Source organism: Blautia intestinihominis, from assembly GCF_040096655.1.
GTDB classification, from domain to species: domain Bacteria; phylum Bacillota; class Clostridia; order Lachnospirales; family Lachnospiraceae; genus Blautia_A; species Blautia_A intestinihominis.
Genome location: NZ_JBBMEI010000034.1, coordinates 1 through 20,851, shown reverse-complemented (window position 1 = coordinate 20,851; position 20,851 = coordinate 1). Strand labels below are relative to the sequence as shown.

Annotated in this window: 27 protein-coding genes and 3 pseudogenes; 2 read left to right on the top strand and 28 right to left on the bottom strand. The window is 38.1% G+C overall.

Annotated elements, in window-relative coordinates; translation table 11 throughout:
• Positions 1-56 precede the first annotated feature (56 nt).
• The 12 genes and pseudogenes from WMO75_RS20110 to WMO75_RS11395 form a co-directional block, all read right to left on the bottom strand.
• Positions 57-1,247 carry a site-specific integrase gene (locus WMO75_RS20110; protein WP_435378394.1) on the bottom strand — a complete coding sequence of 397 codons (1,191 nt, stop codon included), beginning with the start codon at positions 1,245-1,247 and terminating at the stop codon, positions 57-59.
• A gap of 1 nt (position 1,248) precedes the next feature.
• Positions 1,249-2,160 carry a helix-turn-helix domain-containing protein gene (locus WMO75_RS11445; protein WP_303168882.1) on the bottom strand — a complete coding sequence of 304 codons (912 nt, stop codon included), beginning with the start codon at positions 2,158-2,160 and terminating at the stop codon, positions 1,249-1,251.
• A gap of 57 nt (positions 2,161-2,217) precedes the next feature.
• Positions 2,218-2,406 (bottom strand): helix-turn-helix domain-containing protein, encoded by a 189-nt coding sequence (locus tag WMO75_RS11440; protein WP_055057014.1) that lies wholly within the window; start codon positions 2,404-2,406, stop codon positions 2,218-2,220.
• Between the two features lie 82 nt (positions 2,407-2,488).
• Positions 2,489-2,965 carry a sigma-70 family RNA polymerase sigma factor gene (locus WMO75_RS11435; protein ID WP_303224023.1) on the bottom strand — a complete coding sequence of 159 codons (477 nt, stop codon included), beginning with the start codon at positions 2,963-2,965 and terminating at the stop codon, positions 2,489-2,491.
• A 395-nt stretch (positions 2,966-3,360) separates the two neighbouring features.
• The gene (locus tag WMO75_RS11430) at positions 3,361-3,525 is read right to left on the bottom strand and encodes a type II toxin-antitoxin system antitoxin (RefSeq protein WP_005423682.1); all 165 of its coding nucleotides are present in this window, start codon (positions 3,523-3,525) and stop codon (positions 3,361-3,363) included.
• 202 nt (positions 3,526-3,727) lie between these two features.
• Positions 3,728-4,507: an HD-GYP domain-containing protein gene (locus WMO75_RS11425; RefSeq protein WP_244093789.1), complete on the bottom strand. Its 780-nt coding sequence runs from the start codon at positions 4,505-4,507 to the stop codon at positions 3,728-3,730.
• Between the two features lie 213 nt (positions 4,508-4,720).
• Entirely contained in the window at positions 4,721-6,262 is a 1,542-nt protein-coding gene (locus WMO75_RS11420; protein ID WP_106492201.1) for an ASKHA domain-containing protein, read from the bottom strand.
• Between the two features lie 59 nt (positions 6,263-6,321).
• Positions 6,322-6,980 (bottom strand): annotated as a pseudogene (locus tag WMO75_RS11415) (flavin reductase).
• A complete protein-coding gene (locus WMO75_RS11410) occupies positions 6,973-7,380 on the bottom strand; it encodes a Fur family transcriptional regulator (RefSeq protein ID WP_349078043.1) in 408 nt (135 codons plus the stop codon). Before WMO75_RS11410 ends, WMO75_RS11415 begins: the two are co-directional and overlap by 8 nt.
• 131 nt (positions 7,381-7,511) lie before the next feature.
• Positions 7,512-7,898 (bottom strand): annotated as a pseudogene (locus WMO75_RS11405) (YaaA family protein); the annotation flags it as partial.
• 134 nt (positions 7,899-8,032) lie between these two features.
• A complete protein-coding gene (trxB, locus tag WMO75_RS11400) occupies positions 8,033-8,956 on the bottom strand; it encodes a thioredoxin-disulfide reductase (protein WP_005421617.1) in 924 nt (307 codons plus the stop codon).
• A 15-nt stretch (positions 8,957-8,971) separates the two neighbouring features.
• Complete coding sequence (locus WMO75_RS11395) at positions 8,972-9,295, bottom strand: thioredoxin family protein (protein WP_055057012.1); 324 nt, start codon at positions 9,293-9,295, stop codon at positions 8,972-8,974.
• Between the two features lie 166 nt (positions 9,296-9,461).
• Between WMO75_RS11395 and WMO75_RS11390 the strand changes: the two genes are divergently transcribed.
• On the top strand, positions 9,462-10,145 hold the full coding sequence (locus WMO75_RS11390) for a Crp/Fnr family transcriptional regulator (RefSeq protein WP_044924567.1): 684 nt from the start codon (positions 9,462-9,464) through the stop codon (positions 10,143-10,145).
• 120 nt (positions 10,146-10,265) lie between these two features.
• Here the strand turns inward: WMO75_RS11390 and WMO75_RS11385 are convergent, their stop codons facing one another.
• From WMO75_RS11385 to WMO75_RS11310, 16 genes and pseudogenes are all read right to left on the bottom strand, one after another.
• Positions 10,266-11,957, bottom strand: a complete 1,692-nt coding sequence (locus tag WMO75_RS11385; RefSeq protein WP_349078042.1) for an FAD-dependent oxidoreductase — start codon at positions 11,955-11,957, stop codon at positions 10,266-10,268.
• Between the two features lies 1 nt (position 11,958).
• The gene (locus tag WMO75_RS11380; RefSeq protein ID WP_008708183.1) at positions 11,959-12,279 is read right to left on the bottom strand and encodes a rhodanese-like domain-containing protein; all 321 of its coding nucleotides are present in this window, start codon (positions 12,277-12,279) and stop codon (positions 11,959-11,961) included.
• Positions 12,280-12,290: 11 nt separating this feature from the next.
• The gene (trxA, locus tag WMO75_RS11375) at positions 12,291-12,596 is read right to left on the bottom strand and encodes a thioredoxin (protein ID WP_118062274.1); all 306 of its coding nucleotides are present in this window, start codon (positions 12,594-12,596) and stop codon (positions 12,291-12,293) included.
• 92 nt (positions 12,597-12,688) lie between these two features.
• The gene (locus WMO75_RS11370) at positions 12,689-13,435 is read right to left on the bottom strand and encodes an SDR family NAD(P)-dependent oxidoreductase (RefSeq protein ID WP_005421611.1); all 747 of its coding nucleotides are present in this window, start codon (positions 13,433-13,435) and stop codon (positions 12,689-12,691) included.
• 159 nt (positions 13,436-13,594) lie between these two features.
• Entirely contained in the window at positions 13,595-13,753 is a 159-nt protein-coding gene (locus WMO75_RS11365) for a rubredoxin (protein ID WP_227222153.1), read from the bottom strand.
• 94 nt (positions 13,754-13,847) lie between these two features.
• Complete coding sequence (locus tag WMO75_RS11360) at positions 13,848-14,222, bottom strand: desulfoferrodoxin family protein (protein WP_055066633.1); 375 nt, start codon at positions 14,220-14,222, stop codon at positions 13,848-13,850.
• Positions 14,223-14,406: 184 nt separating this feature from the next.
• Positions 14,407-14,607: pseudogene (locus WMO75_RS11355) on the bottom strand (rubrerythrin family protein); the annotation flags it as partial.
• 89 nt (positions 14,608-14,696) lie between these two features.
• The gene (gene yaaA / locus WMO75_RS11350; protein ID WP_055066634.1) at positions 14,697-15,443 is read right to left on the bottom strand and encodes a peroxide stress protein YaaA; all 747 of its coding nucleotides are present in this window, start codon (positions 15,441-15,443) and stop codon (positions 14,697-14,699) included.
• Positions 15,443-15,898, bottom strand: a complete 456-nt coding sequence (gene bcp, locus WMO75_RS11345) for a thioredoxin-dependent thiol peroxidase (protein WP_349078041.1) — start codon at positions 15,896-15,898, stop codon at positions 15,443-15,445. The genes yaaA and bcp overlap by 1 nt, the downstream gene beginning before the upstream one ends.
• A gap of 3 nt (positions 15,899-15,901) precedes the next feature.
• Positions 15,902-16,114 carry a DUF6219 family protein gene (locus WMO75_RS11340; RefSeq protein ID WP_349078040.1) on the bottom strand — a complete coding sequence of 71 codons (213 nt, stop codon included), beginning with the start codon at positions 16,112-16,114 and terminating at the stop codon, positions 15,902-15,904.
• A gap of 179 nt (positions 16,115-16,293) precedes the next feature.
• Complete coding sequence (locus WMO75_RS11335) at positions 16,294-16,443, bottom strand: hypothetical protein (RefSeq protein ID WP_173684846.1); 150 nt, start codon at positions 16,441-16,443, stop codon at positions 16,294-16,296.
• 261 nt (positions 16,444-16,704) lie between these two features.
• Positions 16,705-17,139 (bottom strand): bacteriohemerythrin, encoded by a 435-nt coding sequence (locus tag WMO75_RS11330; protein WP_106492463.1) that lies wholly within the window; start codon positions 17,137-17,139, stop codon positions 16,705-16,707.
• A 76-nt stretch (positions 17,140-17,215) separates the two neighbouring features.
• Entirely contained in the window at positions 17,216-17,380 is a 165-nt protein-coding gene (gene rd / locus WMO75_RS11325; protein WP_020993356.1) for a rubredoxin, read from the bottom strand.
• A 277-nt stretch (positions 17,381-17,657) separates the two neighbouring features.
• Positions 17,658-18,029 (bottom strand): hypothetical protein, encoded by a 372-nt coding sequence (locus tag WMO75_RS11320; protein WP_055057025.1) that lies wholly within the window; start codon positions 18,027-18,029, stop codon positions 17,658-17,660.
• A 444-nt stretch (positions 18,030-18,473) separates the two neighbouring features.
• Entirely contained in the window at positions 18,474-19,769 is a 1,296-nt protein-coding gene (locus WMO75_RS11315) for a tyrosine-type recombinase/integrase (protein WP_117347818.1), read from the bottom strand.
• 86 nt (positions 19,770-19,855) lie between these two features.
• On the bottom strand, positions 19,856-20,485 hold the full coding sequence (locus tag WMO75_RS11310) for a helix-turn-helix domain-containing protein (protein WP_117347817.1): 630 nt from the start codon (positions 20,483-20,485) through the stop codon (positions 19,856-19,858).
• A 175-nt stretch (positions 20,486-20,660) separates the two neighbouring features.
• Here WMO75_RS11310 and WMO75_RS11305 point away from each other — a divergent pair.
• On the top strand, positions 20,661-20,851 hold a 191-nt coding region (locus WMO75_RS11305), incomplete at its 3' end, for a helix-turn-helix domain-containing protein (protein ID WP_349078039.1).

Here is a 20,851-nt window from a genome sequence, read left to right as displayed (position 1 = left end):
TTCTTTATTCTATCACAACTTCTATTGATCCGCCATCAGTCTTTCGAACCAGGTATTCATAACAATGATGATTGGCCTGCTCCTGGCAATTCTTGCAGCATTTCGTCAAGAGTTTTCTGTTTCACGTATTTCTGCACATACACCCAATAGGCAACGCTACTGGCTTCTGATACAATGTCAGCTATGGTTTTGCGCATAAGCTCTTCAAATTCAGCAATTTCTTCTTTTGGGACAACATCATACAGTGTTGGTGCCTGATGACTTAATTTTACTCCATTTTTATTTGCATCTTTAAGCAGATTCTTAACTTTTTCTCTTGAATTCTCCGGTACTTTCATGTACGCCCAGATAAATGCTACCACATCAGACGGTGTGTCTTTTTTAAGTGGTGGTACGCTGCTTTCTGTTTTTGGTGTTTTCATAATGCGTACCGTCTTATTCGTTTTCCGCTCCTCTGGAAATATGACGATCACATCTTTCTGGTCTAATTCCTCTAACGCTTTTTTGCTGACTCTCTGTACTTCCTTATTTACATAAAGATACGCCCGGTTTTCTTTGATCGCTTCTTCTGATATATCTACGCAATCCCAGGTAAGCCCCAGTAGTTCTCCTATTCGAAGAGAACCGGCAAAGGCAAGGTTCATACACAATTTCAGGCACTCATTTTCACACACATCCAGAGCATATGCAAAGGTCTCTGCATCCCATATTACCCGTTTCTCTGATTTATGCTTTGGTACCGTCGCTTTAAATGCTGGATTCTTCTCCATGATATCCCACTTCACAGCCTGATTAAAACAACTCTTCAGCAGCTTATGTACATCACGGATTACACTGGTAGATACGAACTCGCTTCTGACATTTCCGTTCAAATCTGGAACGGATGGCGTCTTTGTCAGCGTCTTATAGTAAATCTCCAGAAATCTGGTATTGATATCCGTCAGTGGAGTTTTTCCAATGATAGGCAATATATAATTCTTCAGCAATGACATATTCCCGTCATAGGTAGACAATGCCCACCTATCTTTTCCATACAGTTCTACATACTCATTTATCAGATCCTCCAACGTCTTACAGTTCGATACGATAATACCGCCTTTTTTCTCTTTCAGTTCAATTTCTGCTTTTCTGATTTTAGCTGCGTTCTTTGTATCATACGTTTCCCACTTCTGTTTCCGCTTTCCATCTGTATCTTTACAGTAATATACGACACAATATTTGTTATTTTTCTTCTGTATCGAAGCCATGCTATACCACCCCCTTTTCCTTCCGCTTCAATAACCACTGTTCAAATGCTTCTCTTGGAATACGAATAATCTTTCCTGTTTTTCTGACCGAGATTTTTCCTGTGGTGTACCAATAAGCTATGGTTGCAGGCTCCACTCCTGCCAGTTCTGCCGCTTCCGGCACTGTCAGATACTCCAGACATTTTTTCTCCTGGCTGTGATCTGCTTCTGCAAGGCATCTTCGCTTATAATTCTCATATTCCCGTTTTTCTTCCAACTCCAATTCTTCATATTCAAAATTAAACAGCTCATAAGTATCCTGTGCCTGCAAGAACCGCTCAAAGCTCTCCTTTGTCACCCTTCTCCGTCCGGCAATTACAATGACGTCCAGCAATGGGGCATATTTTTTACTGCTCAGAATTCCATATACGGTACTTCTTGGAACATCAAGAAGCCGGGCCATTTCCGGCATACTGAGACTGGCTGCCTCTGCAGCTGCATCTTTCTTACGATCTTCCTGTGTACGGTATCTGGACTGGCTGTGATACCAGTCCCAGAAAGCATCCGTCGGCACTCGCATTCTTTCATTCACTGCAATTGTCTCAATATTGTTTTTCTTCAATATCTCATATACCGTTGCGTTGTCCGTCCCCAGCATTTCCTGTATTTCTTTTGGGGAATAAGATCTGAGCCTCAACTCTTTTCCCGGTGCTTCCCCATTGACTTTGTGATACCAGTCCTGATTGGCATACCACTTTTCAAAACTGGCAATTTCAACCCTCATCTTTCCAAGCAATGTTTCTGTCCGAAAATAGTTTTTATGAACCAGCCAGTAACGATCTGTCTTCTTTAATCCCAACATATCCCCCATCTCATGGACACTCATCCACTTTCGGGGTTTTGCCGGTGATCCAACTCTTTGTATCACTGCCATGTTTCACGCTCCTCCCATTCATTTTTCTTAAATCATATCTCACAATTCGCAAAAAATTTAGGATGTCACAGAAGCATTTCCCTTATCCAGCCACTCGTCAAAACTCTTCTTGGAAATACGGTATCCACCGCCTTCTAACTGAATCCAACGGAACTCATTTTGTCTCAACAATTTATAGACCGTTGATCTGCTTACATCCAGCATTTCCTGTAAATCTTTCACCGTATAACATCTTTTTTCTGCCATATTTTCACTCTCTTTCTATCTGTTTTGATTTTATTTCTAAATACAAAACTCGTGAAAAAGTTAAGAGTGCCGTTCCCACTCTTTAACCCATTTCATACATTTTCCGCATTTTCTTTAAGATTGCACTGACCTTCTGAGACATACGAACCTTTGAAATTCCCAGTTTTTTCGCCAGTTCTACCTGCTTCATACCATCAAAGTAGATGGACTTGATAATAAACTGTTCATGTTCTGACAGCTTTGCGATATTCTGATGCAATTCTGCAGATTCAGCCTGCAGAATTACCAGATCTTCTACGCTCCGCTGGCACTCATCCGGTAAATCCTGCACTCCGATTCCATCTGTATTCTCACTGAAAACACAGTCCAGAAGCTCTGTCCACTTTGTTTTTCTTGTCATGGTTTCCGGGTCTTCCGGCTGCCACTTTTTACTTCTGTAAACTTCATTACGGTAAGCGGAAAGCATTACCTTGGCTACCTCTCTGGTTATTTCATAAAATTTCCCATCAACTTTTGCATAAAATTTGTCATTGAATTTATATGGATGCTCTACATACATCGTCCGTTCCTCCTGAATTTGAAATCTGTTTCGTGTTCCAAATTCAGGAGCGGAGGAGACCGGCTCCTTCTGATGCCTCTGATCATGCGTACTGATTTCCTTTCAGGCCACCAGATCAGGCAAACCTGTGGCTTATTGGCCGGAAATCAAAATTTCAGGGCAACAAAAAAAGCCCCTCCGGGGTGCTAACCCGAAAGAGCTTTTCTAATAATCATATGAAGTTTTCCTGCTGTTCTTTTATTTCCAGCATAATCAGTATAACAGTCCAAAGTATCAAGGGTATCTCAAATACCTGCCGTAAAGTATCACTGATTCCTCTAAAAGTATCATCATTTGATACTTTTTAAATTGGCATAAAAATACACCGGAACTCACCAGCCCGATGTATGATCTTCCTATTTATTTAATGTGCCATGATTTTTCTCATGTTGAGCAATCGCCTGACGAATCAGATACAGCACTTCTCCATTGATAGAACGCCCCTCAAATTCAGCAAGACTTTTCAGTTTTCCGTGCGTCTCAGAATCAATCCGAAGACCAAGATGTTTATCTTTTTCCATATGGCTTCCTCTCCATTTGATAAGTACAAAATAAGTTCATAATACAAGTACATTTTAAGTACAAAACATGGTAAAATGGTTTAAATGAACTTGTTTTAAGTACTCTATATTTTATTATTAGGGGAGAGCATCAAAAATATGAAGAAAGAAAAGCGATATTATCAAATCCGAATGGATTATTTCTGGCTTTCCATTCTGGCAGTCATAATACTGCATGATGTTTCATCGTTTTAAATTCTTCATCGGTTAATTTTTCTGGTTTTTCCAGAATCTCATTCCCGATTGCGACCTTTCCTATGTCATGTAAAGCTCCGGCAATATACATTTTCTGACAGATATCCTCATCAAATCCCATGAACCTTGATATTTTTTCCGCACCTTCCGCAACACCCATTGAGTGGTTACTTGTAAAGGGTGATTTATAGTCCACAATATGGGCAAAAAGATCTGCAATAGCTTTAATCTGTGCAAAATTAAGTTCCAGCTTTATTCTGGGTACTTTCTTCCACAACATCGTATCCAGGGTTTCATTATCAATCATATGAATTTTTTCATCTGAAAAAGCATTAAAAAAAACTTCCACGCAGAAGGAATCAAACAATTTATCTTTTGACTTTATTACAAATTCTTCTGTTCTTTTCCACTCATCCGAAGCTGATTTCATAGATCGGCAAAATATATCTATCGTATCACACATATGGATAATCCTTGCAAAAAACGGTACTTCATTCCATTGTTTTCCAAAAGGTTCACTTCCATCAGCGTTTTCATGGGGGGGGTACAGTATGACATTAGATACATCATTATGAAACGGTATATTTTTCAGAATTTTTTCTCCTATGGTACAATGCCTTCCCAGCTTCGTCACCCCGTTACGTAAAGCGTCATTTTGAAGCTCTTCCTGAATATATTGTGCCACTGCATTGTCGTGCAGCAATGCACACTCTGCCAGATCCTGCAGGCTTTGACCCTGTATACCCATTTTTTTCAGCAGTACAAACCGCCATATATGCCACACGTTTAGAATGATTGTTTGTTACTTTAATCAGCTCTGCCTCTACACAGTCCAATGCATATGAGCAGGCTGCTAATAACCCCAGCACATCAAATTTCATTTTTGATCTTGTCTCCTCTTTTGTTCTGTTTTCTGAGAAATCTGGAATATGCTTACCATGACAGATTTCTCAACCTCGGATCAATAAAAGCATATGTTTTGTCTTTTCTTTAATTTTTCCATGACCGTTGGATATTTTTTATAATCTGTGTGAGGTAAGGCCTGGGCAGCTACCATCTGTTCCAGAAAATCATCCACTTCCGCAAATTGTATATAAGTCATTTCTTCCAGTATCTGATCAATATCTGCAAGAAGTTCTTTGTTCAGCAAAAGCTTCTGTGCTCCTTCCAGCGAAGAATTTCCAGCATTGATCATCTTCTCCCGTTCCATGTCAGGATACATCCCAATGGTAATGGCTGATTCCACAGATACATATTTTCCAAAAGAGCCGGCTACATAAAATCGATCTGCCTGATTCAGTTCAAGTCCAGATTCCCGGAGCATGATCTCAACCATTATATGTGCTGCGGCTTTGGTAAGAATAAATTCGTCGATATCTTTCTGATAAAAATACAGACCCGGAGCATATTCTATGCAAAGCTGACCTTCTCGTTTCTGAATAAGATTCGTTTTTTCAGGAGAAAACTTACCACGAATATCTATCCAGCCTTCTAAAAAAAGTTCCGCAATCAGATCGACAATACCGGAACCGCAGATACCCTTAGGGCTAATTTTTCCTGAAGAGTTACCAATTACATGAACATGGATTTTTCCACCTCTTATCCTCACGCTGTCCACTGCTCCGGCATCTGCCCTCATCCCGGTGTGTACTACACCGCCTTCCAATGCAGGCCCCGCCGCACCGGCGCCGCAAAGAAGAAAATCTTTATTTCCTATCACAAGTTCACCGTTGGTTCCAATGTCAAAGAAAACACTGATTCCATCCTTTTTATATAATTCCGTTTCAATCATTCCACTGATGATGTCACCACCCAGATAATTAGACTTCGCCGGATAACAATATACATAACCATTCAGCGGAATGTCCAGATCTTTTGCCGGCTGGAATCCCGGACGGTCTGCATGAACAGCATGTGGCGTATAAAAGACACAGAAAGCATCTATTCCCAAAAGAAAGTGGATCATGGTGGTATTGCCTGCTACTACCATAGACAGACATTTTCGTGACACCGGATGCTTTACATCCAGCTTATCCATGCACTCTATAATAGACTCAACTGTAGCAAGCCGTATCTCTTCCAGTTTTTTCCTGTCATCTTTGCAGAAAAAAATACGTGATAAAATATCGGTTCCCCACTGAATCTGTTTATTAAAGCAGCTCTCTTCTCCCAATATCTCACCACTATTACAATCTAAAAGTCTCACCACTACCGTTGTACTTCCAAGATCCACAGCCAGCCCATAATGCTGTCTGGCTGTATCTCCGCTTTCTATATCAACCAGCTCCCATTTTTCTCCATTCCAGGAAAGCGAAACGGTTATTTTCCAACCTGCACGATCAAGTAATGGATATAGTTGTCTCAACATGCGAACCGGAATATGAACCTCCTCTTTCACGCCCTCCGCGGATAAAGCTTCCAGAATGCGCTGCTGGTCTGAACGCTGATCCTCTTCGGTTGGAACAGAAAGATCAAGATATAATTTTCGGCTAAGCCCTCTCATAGTATTCATCTCCCTACAATTTGTGCATTTTTTATTCTGTAAAAAAAGAAGGTCATCCGTTATATTACATACTTGACATCCTTCCTTACCTCCGCTTTCTTTATCACTTTTTCAAAATCTGATGCCGGATGTTTGCACAAAGGACATACAAAATCATCCGGTAATTCTTCTCCTACATACTCATATCCACAGATCCTGCAACGCCATATTGTCTGACCATCTTCTGTTTTTCCTATTGCCTGTGGCTTAGGTTTTATGTGATTCTGATAGTACTCGTATGTTACAGAAGGGATATCACTTAAGACTTCCATGTCTGTTATTTCACCAATAAACATCGTATGGGAACCCAAATCTTCTGTTTTATTAACACTTACAGAAATATACGCATTTGTTCCTTCTGTGATATAGTAAATTCCATTTTCGCCCCTTGCACATTTTTCAAATGTTTCAAACTTATTCATATCCCGCCCGGATTGAAAACCAAAATGTTTAAATAATTCAAACTGGGCACTCTGGCTTAATACTGACACTGTGAATTTTCCGGTTCTTTGGATCATTTCATGTGTATAATTTGCTTTATTTACACAGATACTTAATTGATTAGGTTCTGATGCCGCCTGGATTGCAGTGTTAATGATACAGCCATTATCCTCTTGGGCTTCTCTGCAGTCAGTACAAATAATCCGTAACTCAGCTTATACATCGCTTTTTTATCCATTCTGCTCCTCCTTCATCTTCTCCCTGCATCTCGGACAAATGCCTTTAAAGGAAATATCATATTCCAAAAAATCAATTCCATGCGTATCATGAATTCTTTTCATTAAATCCGGTATTTCCTCCATATCTACATCCGATACCTCACCACATTTTATACATCTCACATGATAATGATTTTTCAATGTGATATCGAACCGATTTGCTCCATCTGGCACTTCAACCTTTCTCAGAGCACCTTCTTCTGACAGTATATCAAGATTTCTATATACTTTTCCTTTTCCAATGGTAGGATATTCTTTTTTTAGAAATTCATATACTTCATTTGCTGTAACATGCCTTTTCATTTCATATACAGCATTTTTCACAAGATCTTTCTGAATTGTATTTCTTCTGTTAGTCATTTGCTCTCCTTATTAGGATTTATTCTTAATTAGAAGTATATATCAGAAGTTTAAAATGTCAATAGAAAATTAGTAATAATTACTATTATTGAAATAATAGCACTTTGTAAATGTCCCTTTTTCGCACAATCTTATTCCATAATTTTTCGTTCAAAAACATATTCTATTTCAGATGATAAATCTCTTCTAAAATTGTATCCAAGTCTGTCAAACGTTTGTACGTCTGCAGGATTTTCAATTTCTTTTTCTGCCATATATCTGACCATCTCACCACGAGCCATCTTAGCATATGTACCTTTTGTTACCAGTTTATCCCCTGATTGTTCACAAAACGTAACCGTAATATATTTGTCTTTATCTGATAAATATTTTTCTATACATTTCGAGTATTCTTTTGATGCAAGATTAATGATAATCCTGCTGTCATCAAGCACTGAACGATATAATCTTTCACCCCAATAGTCATATAGATTTTTGGTATCTTCTATTTCAGCTTTCGCCTTCATCTCCAGGCGATGCCTTCTTTCATCAGCATAATCATTGTATCAGGATAAAGTTCACAAAGTATCCGCAATACATTCCCATAAGTTCATGTCATTATTGAAATTGTACATATTTCAGTATGAAAAGTTCACCATTCAAATTCTGATTATTATTTCTCCACATACTCTTCTGCCATATGTACTGCCATAGCACCATCTGCCACTGCTGTTACTATCTGACGAAGTAACTTTGTTCTGACATCTCCTACAGCATAAACACCCGGAATACTCGTTTCAGTGTTTTCACCTGCCACAATATATCCTTTATTATCCAGTTCTATCTGATTATCTAAAAAATCTGTTGTCGGTTTTCTTCCTATACTCACAAACAGGCCGTCACATTCTATAATGTTTTCTTCTCCTGTAACTGTATCTTTCAACCGCACACCAGTCAATCGTTCTCCATAAATCAGTTCATTTACTGTATTGTTCCATCGAAACTCTATATTTTCAGTTTTCATCAGCTGGTCATGGTAGATTTTCGTTGCACGTAATGTATCTCTTCGATGAACAATGATGACTTTCTTAGCAATTCGACTTAAAAGAACAGCATCTGATACAGCAGAATTTCCACCACCAACAACCACCACGATCTTATCTTTATAAAACATACCATCACAGGAGGCACAATAAGCAACCCCATGACCTATCAATTCTTTTTCTTTAGCGAGACCAAGTTCTCTTGGATTTGCTCCAGTAGCAATCACTACTGTTTTCCCAATATAAATTCCCGAACTAGTTTCTACTCTCTTAAGCTTTCCTGTTAAATCCATATTAAAAACTTCAGCATATTCACTTTTAGCGCCAAATTTTTCCGCCTGTTTTTGCATTTTCTCTGCCAATGAAAATCCGTCAATTCCATTTTCAAAACCAGGATAGTTATCAATCTGCCAGGTCAATGACATCTGACCACCTGCAGATAATTTTTCTAAAACAATGGTATCAAATCCTGCTCTGGCTGCGTATAATGCTGAAGTATACCCTCCAGGTCCTCCCCCCACGATAATCATATCGTAAACATGATTTTCATTCATACAGCAGTCCTCCTTTTATTTTTCCAATGCTTCATTAATAAAATTCTCTATCATTATTTTTGATTCAGGTGCAACAATAGAATCTATTGCCTTTCCATTTCGATATAAAACCAGCGTAGGAATCACCTCAATCTTTTCAGCTTCTGCAATCTGTGGTTCTTCATCAATATTCACTTTTCCAGCAATAAGAATATCGCTGTATTCTTCACTTATTTTTTCATAAGCCGCTCCAATTCTACGGCAATAACCACACCAAGGTGCCCAGAAATCAACCAAAACCGGTTTTTCCTTATGAATTAATTGTCCAAACTTTTCTTTATTTATATTTATAGATGTCATATTTTTCAACTCCTTCTCCTATTTGAACTTAATATACCCCAAATAAGTGCTTGCTTCCGTGATGATATCACAGAAAAGATAATTTACTTTATTACACTTCTTTTTATTTCTATTTATGGCATATGCCAGTTATATAATTGACGCATCTAAAAAAAGCAAGTATACTATGTTCGTAAAGGAGATAACGGTTATGAACTTCGAAAATTGTTTTCCACTATGGAATGACTTAAATACAGCACAGAAAAAAATAATTTCAGACAATTTAATCACACAGTATGTAAAAAAAGGAACGATCATTCACAATGGAAACCTGGATTGTACTGGATTATTACTGGTTAAATCCGGGCAGCTTCGAACTTACATACTTTCAGATGAAGGACGGGAGATTACACTTTACCGTCTGTTCGATATGGATATGTGTCTTTTATCCGCCTCATGTATCATGCGGTCTATTCAATTTGAAGTAACCATTGAAGCAGAAAAAGATACGGATCTTTGGATCATCCCTGCTGAAATCTATAAGGGCATCATGAAAGAATCTGCTCCTGTCGCAAATTATACCAATGAGTTAATGGCTACCCGTTTTTCTGATGTCATGTGGCTGATTGAACAGATTATGTGGAAGAGTTTGGATAAGCGTGTTGCTTCATTTCTTTTAGAAGAAACATCCATTGAAGGAACAAATGAACTGAAAATCACTCACGAAACTATCGCAAACCATCTTGGTTCCCACAGGGAAGTTATCACTCGAATGCTTCGATACTTTCAAGGCGAGGGTCTCGTCAAACTCTCCCGTGGCAAAATCACAATCCTTGATCCAAAAAGACTGGAAACACTCCAAAGGTCATAAAATTGTTTTTCTGTAACATATAAAGAAGAATCCTCCATTTATCAGAATTATGAAAGTCATTCTAATAAATGGGGGATCTTTTTATATAACGAGAAAATTATAAAAATATTATGATTATTTTTAATAATCCATACCACATGCATATGCCTTTTCAATCAGCGCACGGTCATTGACAACTGCATCATAGAAGCGGAATCCGCCGGAGAAGTTGTATGTTTCATATCCATTTCCTTCCAGAATACGACTGGCAATATAACTTCGCAGCCCACTCTGGCATATCAGGTAAACAGGCTTTCCCTTCTCAATTTCATTGATACGTTCCCTTAGTTCATCTACAGGAATGTTTTTGAATCCATCCATATGCCCCCTGTTAAATTCACCTACAGTTCTCACATCCAGCAACACAACACTTTTATCTCTAGAAATCTTATCCATATCTTCCAGATGCCATTGTTTTAAGGTACCTTTTGCTATATTGTCTATCATGAATCCTGCCATATTTACAGGATCCTTGGCAGAGGAATAAGGCGGTGCATATGCGAGATCCAAATCCTTCAGCTGGGTTGCCTTCAGCCCTGCATGGATTGCTGTTGCCAGCACATCAATACGTTTATCAACTCCTTCATATCCAATAATCTGAGCACCAAGCAAACGATAGCTCTCTTTTTCAAAAACCACCTTCATGGTCATCACTTTTCCACCAGGATAGTAACCGGCATGACTCATAGGAGAAAGAATTACTGTATCTACCTCTAATCCTGACTTTTTGGCATTGGTTTCATTGATACCTGTAGTGGCTGCTGTCATATCAAACACTTTTATAACGGAGCTTCCCTGACTGCCCAGGTAACGACTATCACCGCCACAAATATTATCAGCGATGATTCTGCCCTGTTTATTGGCTGGTCCTGCCAAAGAAATTAGCGCATCATTACCCGTAACATAATGTTTTACCTGAACTGCATCACCTGCAGCATAAATATCCGGTACAGAGGTTTCCATTCTGTCATTCACTACAATACTTTCCTTGATGCCAAGTTCCAGACCGGCTTCTTTTGCTAATACTGTGTCTGGTGTGACTCCGATTGCCAGAACTACCATATCAGCCTGAAGGGATGGATTATCTTTCAACAGGACCTCCACTCCGTTGTCTTTTTCTTTAAATCCTTCTACTGTATAGCCCAGTACCAGTTTTATCCCATGCTTTCTCATTTCATTATGGATCATGGATGCCATATCCGGGTCAAAAGGGTTCATCAGCTGCTTAGGCCTCTGGACAATCGTAACACCCATGCCAAGCTCCCTCAAATTTTCTGCCAGTTCCAGACCAATAAAACCGCCACCTGCCAATACAGCCGATTTTGGATGATTCTTATTTATATATTCCTTTATCCGAAAAGTGTCTTCTACAGTACGAAGTGTAAAAAGTTTATCAATCCCTACTCCGGGAAGTCTCGGCTGTGTTGGCTTTGCACCTGGAGAGAGGATCAGCTTATCATATTTTTCTTCAAATATCTCACCATTCTCTAAATTTTTCACTGAAACCGTTTTACGTTCCGGATGTATGGAGATAACTTCATGATGAATTTTCATGTTAATACGGAAGCGTTTAAAAAAACTCTCTGGTGTCTGTAGTGTAAGTTCTTCCGGGTCTGTGATCACGTCTCCAATATAATATGGAAGTCCACAATTTGCATAGGATATGTATCCGGATCTTTCAAACACAGTAATTTCAGCATGTTCATTCAGTCTGCGTATTCTTGCTGCGGCTGTAGCTCCTCCGGCTACACCTCCTACAATTATTACCTTCATCTTATTTTTCCACCTTTCCTGAGTAAGCTGCAATGCCACCGATATTATTTACTTTAGAATATCCCATTCGTTGCAGTATCCCAGTTGCCTGGCGGCTTCGTGAACCGGAATAACAGTATACAAACAGTGGGATATCCTTATTCTTCGCTACAGAAGCAATATTGTCAAGTTGCTGCAACGGCACATTTTTACTTTCTGGTATATGTCCTTCCTGATATTCCTGCGGTGTACGTACATCCAGCAGAACTGCATCACCAGTCCTTTTATATTCTTCTATGCCTTGATTAATATTCGACTGTTTAAAGAGATCAAAAAATCCCATTAGAACACCCCCTAAAGCATTTCTAAAATCGCATTCTTAGGTCTCGCCCCTGAAACCTGCTGTACAATCTTCCCATTCTTCATAACCACTAAAGTTGGAATGCTCATAATACTGAACTTATTTGCCAGTTCAGGCTCTTCATCTACATTAATCTTTCCAACTTTAATATCTCTACGCTCACTTGCAATCTCCTCTACAATAGGTACTACCATACGGCAAGGCGCACACCAAGATGCCCAAAAATCTAAAAGAACGGGTTTATCGGAACTCAGTACTTCGTTCTGAAAATTATTTTTATTGATATTAATAGCAGACATTTTACAGTCCTCCTTATCTTTTTCTTTTTGTAGATTTATTATGGTCTTAATTTCATTTATTTTCCGTGATTACATCACCATACCTCATTAACTTAACTTCTTGCCATACCATCTACACTTAATATAACACCTGTAATGTAACTCGCCTCATCTGAAGCAAGAAACACAAACGCATTGGCAATATCTTCTGGCTGTCCAAGACGACGCAATGGAATTCTTTCAATCATAGGTTCGATAACTTCCTTTGGCACGGCCTTCATCATATCAGTTTCTGTAATCCCAGGTGCAACAGCATTAACACGAATACCTTTAGGTCCTAGTTCTCTTGCTAATGATACAGTCAATCCGTTTACTGCAAACTTGGATGCAGGATAAGCAAACCCACTTGGCTGTCCCGAAATACTCACCATGGAAGAAGTTGAGAGAATGACCCCCTTGCCTCTTGCCACCATACATTCTGCTGCTACACGAGTAGTATTAAATACTCCTTTTACATTTAGATCCATGACTTTATCAAAAGTCTCCTCTGTATAATCCATAAATGAGGTGTTTTCTGAAATCCCTGCATTATTTACCAGTATGTCGACACATCCATATTTTTCAGTTGCCTCTTTAAAAGCCTTTCTGACAGACTCCATGCTTGCCAGATTTGGACTAATTCCAGCAACTATTGCATTGGGATATTTTTCTTTTAATTTATCTACAGCAACATCTGCCGATTCCTGTGAACTTGCTGCCAACACAACTGAAGCACCTTCCTTCAAGAATTTATCAGCTGTAGCAAATCCTATACCACGGCTTCCACCCGTAATGATTGCAACTTTATCTTTTAATCTCATTTAGACTACCTCCTTACTTTGTTTGTAGTTACATTATAAGCAAAAGGTAAATCATTTTCTGTGATATCATCACAATCACAAACTATCGCAATAAAAAACCCTGTTGCTCACACGCACCAGGGTTTTTGTTTATCTATCCGTATTTAAATAATCAGAATTTTATTCAACTTCTGAAAACTGATCTTTTCCAACATTACATAATGGGCATTCAAAATCTTCTGGAACGTCCTCCCACTTTGTTCCTGGTGCAATACCACCTTCAGGATAACCTTCCGCTTCATCATATTCCCATCCGCAAACGTCACATACATATTTCATTAGTTTGTTCCTCCTTATAAATATATTAATACAAAGCATATATTACTGTTGTATCTGAATTATTTTGTAATCTTAGCACGAAAGTCAAGTGTTTTTAGCATTTCCAGAGTCCATGAAGATTGCAGTATGCGTATACTTCTTCTACATACTCTCCATCACAGAGGCAGAAATCCGCAATAGGTTCCTGTCCTGGAATTAGCTGTTTTCTATAAATACCCTGATTTGTATTTAGTGTAATCCATTCAATGAAATGATTATCAAGCATTGGATGTTTTGTTTCACCGACCACAACATGTACATGCTGTTTGTCCACTGTATATACAGGTACATGCTTCTCAACAGCAGCATCTGTCACTCCAGCCTTTAACTCATGCATAGCCTCTCCGCAGCACATTACTGGTACACCTTGATCCTTTACCATTTCAATAATGTTTCCACAATGATTGCATACATAATATTTTACTTCCATCTTTTTTATCTTCCTATGTTTAAAATTTAAAATCCAATTGTTTCTATAACTTTTTTCAAAGCATCCGCCGATTTCTTAAACTTTAATGCTTCTTTACCAACTGATGCGGAACCAACAAAGCCACAGCCTATCATTACTGCTTTTTTTAATAATCACTTTCTTCTTTGTAATAATCTCCTTCTCTTTAATAGTTCTCTTCACGTACTTCGAAATAACTCTGTGGATGGTTACATACTGGACATATCTCAGGTGCCTTTGTTCCTACCACAACATGTCCACAGTTACGGCATTCCCATACCTTAACTTCACTCTTTTCAAACACCTGTGCAGTTTCAATATTCTTAAGAAGTGCACGATATCTCTCTTCGTGGTGCTTCTCAATCTGTTTATTGTCAATAAATAATAGTAATAATTACTATTATTATAATAATCAATATTACTGATTACATTTCATTTAAAATAATCATTCAATCATCATTTTTTCCGTTCAAAAACATATTCTGCATCTGATGATAAATCAGAGCGGAATGAATAGCCTAGTCTATCAAATTTCTTAATATCCTCAGGATTTTCAATTCTGTTTTCAGCCATGAACCTAACCATTTCACCACGGGCCATCTTAGCATATGTACCTTTTGTCACCAGTTTATCTCCTGATAACTCACAAAATGTAATCGTAATGTATCTATCCTGTCGTGTCAGATATTTTTCTATGCACTTAGAGTATTCTTTCGATGCCAGATTGATTATAATCCTGCTGTTATCAATCACTGAGCGGTATAATAACTCTCCCCAGTACTCATACAGATTTTTTGTTTCTCCTATTCCAACCTTCGCCTGCATTTCCAAACGATAAGGTGTCACACCATCCCTTGGTTTTAGCACACCATAAAATGCAGATATTATTCTCAAATGATTTTGTACATACTCGAACTGACTGTCCTCAAACACGGATGGAGCCATATATTGAAAAGCAATTCCTTCATATGATAAGACAGCTGGGGTAAGTAAATGATAAAGATCCATGTTTTCCAATCTATTGAAGTTCTGTTCTGTAATTTTGTCATTACATTTCCAGATAGTCTTCAGTTCTTCTTTTGACTTACTTTTCAACCAACTTTGTATCTCTGTCGTCTTTTCAATAAATTCAGGCAATCCATCCGGCGCTATGCTGTCAGTATCTGTAATCATCTTTTTAGCAGGGGATAATATTATCTTCATTAATCTAATTCCTTGAGCATATTTTCAGGATCATCTGCAGTCTTGACTTTATCATTTGCCTTTATAATAATCCCCTGTTCATCAATAAGATATGTGGTTCTTACTACTCCCATAGAGACTTTGCCATAATTTTTCTTTTCTTTCCATACATCATATGCTTCAATAACTTTCCGCTCTGGATCTGCTAAAAGTGTAAATGTCAATCCATATTTTTCCTCAAATCTCTTATGAGAGGATACAGAATCCTTACTGACTCCAAGAATAACTGCTCCTTTTTCGGTAAACTGAGTGTATCGCTCAGAAAACCCACATGCCTGTTTCGTGCATCCCGCTGTATTATCCTTGGGATAGAAATATAAAATCACTTTTTTTCCTGTATAATCCGATAATCTATGTATTTTCCCATTTTGATCTGGTAACTCAAAATCCGGTGCCTTAACCCCTACTTCCAACATTATTTATCCCTCCCTTTCTGTATCTTTCTCTTTATTCGCCTTTTTCTTCCTATTCCCGGTAATCATTTTATGACCTGTATATATCGCCATTACCATACATAACATAGAACTTAAAGCAAAGTATTTGTGATTTGATTTTTGCTTTTTATATCCAGTGTAAAAAGTCCCAAGCATTGTGATCAATGCTCCTACTGACCAATATTTATGTGCTTTCATGTAATTCCTCCATTTTTTCAGTGTATTCAATTCTAATTATACGCTACCATATTCCTATGTCAATTTGATAATAGAGCATTCCTATAAAATTTTTCAAAATATCATTGTCAAAACTATGTATTGTTATCCTTTAATTTTTCTTTGAAATAATTGACAAAAAGCTTGCTTTCAGGAGATTACTATTTAATCTCATTTCCATCTATATATAGTTGAAATTTATCAGGATTATTGACAACATCATAGTCCTTTCCGTATTCTACAGGTCTATATTCGGCTGTCATTACCGATTCCCCGTCTTCAATATCCTCTTTCCATAAATAGATGTTCATATCAATGCTCGTCGCATATCCTCTGTCTGTGGAGAATTTTGTCGAATGAAAAGAGACTTTACAACTTAAAATTGGATAAAAAGGACAAAAAAAGAAGAGCTGCTTGCTCTTCCCATATAGTAGTAGTAAAATAATATGTCATGCCAGCGCAATATATTACCTAGAATATCGCTATAACAGGAAAGGGACTGCATTGTGACAGCCCCTAGTTTACTTCATCATGTTGTCTACATTCTGAGTGAACTCATTCCCTGGTTTATTTTAGCATCGATCTGGATTTTGTTTCATAAAGATAAATTTTGCCACAGAGCGGTCGTATGTTTTAATGTGTCCAAACAGCCAGTCGATTACATTTTTCTGTACAAGTTCACTGAACTGATCTGTTGGTCCTTCATACTCCTGAAGGTATTCATACAGTTCCTGAATTGTCTTTTTAAACTCTTCATGTTTTTCATAATGTTTTTCACGCTCTGGATAACCGGATTTTTCCTGAAGCTTTTCCTCTTCTTTGAAATGAAAGTCAGTATATTCATCCAGATAATCCAGCATTTTGATTGCTTTTACTTTGCTGTCGCCATTTTGACAGGCAGTTACAAAGTTCTGGATACGGTCGATCAATTCTTTATGCTGGGTATCAATTGTTTCATTTCCTGTTACTAAATTGTCATCAAAGGTAATGTTTAAATCGTAAGTCATAATTTGACCTCCATTTCTTTTATATGTTCTCTTAGGATCTTTTAATGTCTGACAGTTTCGTACCTGCATTTTCTGCTTAGTCTTCTACAGGAACGAAAACATCTTTTCCTAATCCACAGATTGGGCATGTCCAGTCATCTGGAATATCCTCAAATGCAGTTTCTGGATCGATACCAGCGTCTGGATCTCCTACTGCCGGATCATAAATATATCCACATGGTTCACATTCATATTTTATCATAGTCATTTTCCCTTTTCAATGTCGATTTATTTTTGTTACCAAGTTCCTAGCAATTTTTCTAACACTTTGTTTCTTGTATATCTGTATTATACATGATAATTATTTCTCTTGTCAATAATAGTAATTATTATTATTATCGTACTTAGCATAAACTGATATTTGAATTGCAAATTTACATATTGTATATATCATGGGAATAGTTGAATAAAAAAATGAACTCTATTCATTAAAGACAGAGTTGCTGGAAATTATTTCTCTCCAACAACTTTTTTCGTCTTTAAGTCCTTGAAACACAATACTGTCCAATCAGATTCATCCAACTGTTATATTTATTCTTTTCACACACCTTTCGGCAAATTTCATTTTCCATCAATACACAGAACATCTTATCATAATCAAATGCCCAAACAGCACCATTCACATGGTTTTCCACTGCTTTCTGATCTATGTTCTTTAAACGTGTGGCCATTTTTTCAATTTCTCCATTTCTCAAGTTACCGATATTTTTGCAGATAAACCGAAAGAAATTCAACGTTGCATATTCGTCATGCCAATGGAACTCTTCTGGATTGTTTATAATTTTACTGACTCGCTGCTGTTCTTTGATTATCTGATCAGCTACACCTTTCATCGAATCTTCGTATCTCATATTACTCACCTACTCTTCCTCAACGCCCAGTGACGGTTTAAATCTTTTATCCTTTGCCTGCGGTACCACGATCTCATAAAAATAAAATCCTAAATATCCAAGTGCCTGCTTCTTCATTTTATAAAAAGAATTCCTGCCTATTCCTAGCTCCTGCTGTACTTCCACATCTGTCTTACATAAATTAAAAGGTAAATATGTTCAAACATAAGGCCTCGGAATCTTAATGATTTCTGGGGTTTTCTATTATTGGGATAAGACTATTTATAGCAATTTAAACCGAATTATGATAACATAAGGCAAAGATAAATCGGAATTTGTGGAGAGATTTCCTGAACTTTCCTTATTTTTCAAGGCTTACAGCCTCTTAGATAGTGAAATGATATGTATTTTCCCTTATCTTTGCCCTTATGCGGAATCCGCAAGGGAAATAAGGGAAATTTTTAGTTAAGCATTGCTCACTACTTTATCAAGAAGTCTTGCGGAATCCCGTTTTGCTTTTCTTGTTGAGTGAGCGTAAATATTCATTGTGGTACTGACATCAGAGTGTCCTAACAGTTCCTGTACATCTTTCGGTGCAGCCCCATTGGAAAGCAGATTGCTGGTGTAGGTGTGACGTAACTGGTGGAAATGGAAATCTTCAAATCCTTCCAGTTTCTTTGACACTGATCTGCATACAATGCTGAGTGTACTCGGCAGTTCCAAAGAGCCATCCGGTCTTAAGCAGACAAAGGAGATTTCTTTGTAATCTGCCGGGACTTCCTGCGTTCCGTCAAGGTGATAGTATTCATAATAGACTCTGTTTTTCACATGAACTTCTTTGTAGTAATTGCGGTGATATAATTCGCCATACTGCATCCGGTTTTTGAGTTGTTCCTTTCTGGCAGCTTTCAGTATTTCAGTCAGGGTATCGCCAAAATCAACAATCCTAACTTTTTTCCGCTTCGTTGGTCCAATAATGTTTTTGTGTTTCATGCCGTCGTAGCGGATACTGCGTTTTATGGTCAGGCATTGTTCCTCAAGGTTAATGTCCTGCCATGTAAGACCACAGGTTTCTCCGATACGGAGCCCGGCATAATACGCAATCTGAATCGGTAGAATGGCAGGTGGGTTTTTCTTTTCCAGATACTTGATAAGTTGCTCGTAATCATCATGCGAAATCGGTTGTGTGCCTTCTTCCACTTCATCATCGGAAAAGAGGTCAACTTCCTCTGCCTGTCGTTTCAGTTTGATATATTGCATCGGATTGAAACTGATTAGTTGTTTTGGAAATACTGCAAAACGGAATGACTGCTGTAACACTGCGGAAAAAGAATGGATATAATCTTTGCTGTATCCCTTTCTTACTTTCCCGTCTGGAAACTCACCACCGAATGTAAGCAGATCAAGAAATGCCTGTAAATGTTCGGCAGTAACTGTTTTCAGTTTGCGGTCTGCAATCGGGTGTTTTTTGATACAGCGGATTGCACCAAGATAATTTTCCACTGTGCCGTTGCTGAGTGTCCCGGTTTTCAGTTCTTCTTCCGCCCACATATCCAGAAGCTCTCCTACCGTAAGGCTGTCTGCCTTTGCGACAAACTTCTTATTTTCGTAATCTTCCAGTGCTTTGCGGAGAAGTTTTTCCGTCTCACTTTTACTTTCGGTTCCAGCATATTCTTTCTGAACCATTTTACCGCTTGCATCTTCTACATAGAAGCGATAGTACCATTTTTTTCCTTTTTTTCTAACAGATCCTTTTGCCATAATTGTATTTCTCCTTTCGATATCAGACAATCGGAACTGTTGAAATGCTTCTTGCGTGTAAGTATATCACAACTCCGGTTGTCTTACTATACCGATTCAGAATCCTCATACATAACTTCGGATAAAAGATTGGCAAGTCTTTGTTCGGCTGCTTCCGGTTTCTTTGAATAGAGCCTTATCACATCTGCCATATCGTTAAATGCGTTGACAGTATGTGTGATCTCTCTGAGAAACATAATCTCATTATATTCATCTTTCGATTCGAATCCCATTACTTTGGCAATGTCCGCATCTTTGGTACTGCCTTTGTAATTTTTACAGGCGAACTGAAACGAATCCAGAAACAGTTCATATTGCTTTAACATTAACAGCAGTAAGTCTTTAGAAAAAGCGTCTTCTGTTTTATTAAGATCAAGAGGTAACTGTTTGAGAATATCGCCCATCACATCACGAATCTGCAATTCCTTCTTATCCGTAATATCAGTTTCATATTCATCGGTTTCCCCTTTGAGCCATTCAATCGATACATGAAGTGCTTCCGAAAGGCCTTCCAGTACCATCTTTTTGGTATTGTCAATCGAACCATTCTCATAACGCAGGATTGTGGAAGCGGTAACTCCCATCTTCTCTGCGACATAAGGCTGTGTCAGATTTAATTCGAGACGGCGCTGTTTTGCCCTGCTGCCGATCAGCTTGCGTAGTTCTTTATCTTTCATGCTGATGTGCCTCCTTTTTCGGTATGTCATTACTATACCACGCAACAAAATATATTGCAATATGCAATTTATAGAAAACGAATGAAATTTCATAATGCTTGACAAAGCAATATAAACACGCTATACTGACAGCACAAATGAAATTGCATAATGCAATTTAAAAGGAGGTGGTCATATGACACAAAGAAAGATTGCCTTATCTATTGAAGAAGCTGCTGATTATACGGGAATCGGCAGGAACACCCTGAGAAAACTGGTGGAATGGAAGAAACTTCCGGTATTAAAGGTTGGGAGAAAAGTCCTGATCAAAACGGATATGCTGGAACTTTTTATGGAAGCCAACGAGGGCAGAGACTTGAGGGATAA